Raw genomic sequence first — 331 nt, 5'->3', positions numbered from 1 at the left:
TAGAGCATCTGACTTTTAATCAGAGGGTCACAGGTTCGAGCCCTGTACGGCTCATATTTTTGCGGGTGTGGCGGAATTGGCAGACGCACTAGATTTAGGATCTAGCGCCTTACGGCGTGGGGGTTCAAGTCCCTTCACCCGCATAATTTAAGTTTTACATGCCGGCTTAGCTCAGTTGGTAGAGCATCTGATTTGTAATCAGAGGGTCGAGGGTTCAAGTCCTTTAGCCGGCATCTTTAAACACGCGGAAATAGCTCAGTGGTAGAGCACCACCTTGCCAAGGTGGGGGTCGCGGGTTCGAACCCCGTTTTCCGCTTTGCCAAAGCAATCG

The 331-nt window shown here is 51.4% G+C and carries 3 tRNA genes; all 3 read left to right on the top strand.

The features are described 5' to 3' along the window. Positions 1–61 precede the first annotated feature (61 nt). The 3 genes from ACY191_RS06020 to ACY191_RS06010 all read left to right on the top strand — a co-directional run bounded on the left by ACY191_RS06020 (position 62) and on the right by ACY191_RS06010 (position 316). Positions 62–143: transfer RNA gene (locus ACY191_RS06020), tRNA-Leu, on the top strand. Between the two features lie 17 nt (positions 144–160). After that, positions 161–233, top strand: a tRNA-Thr gene (locus tag ACY191_RS06015). An 11-nt stretch (positions 234–244) separates the two neighbouring features. Further along, positions 245–316, top strand: a tRNA-Gly gene (locus ACY191_RS06010). Positions 317–331: the final 15 nt, after the last annotated feature.

The sequence above is a fragment of the Staphylococcus sp. TCBT05 genome (assembly GCF_055179755.1).
This window is presented reverse-complemented; position numbering and strand designations above follow the sequence as displayed.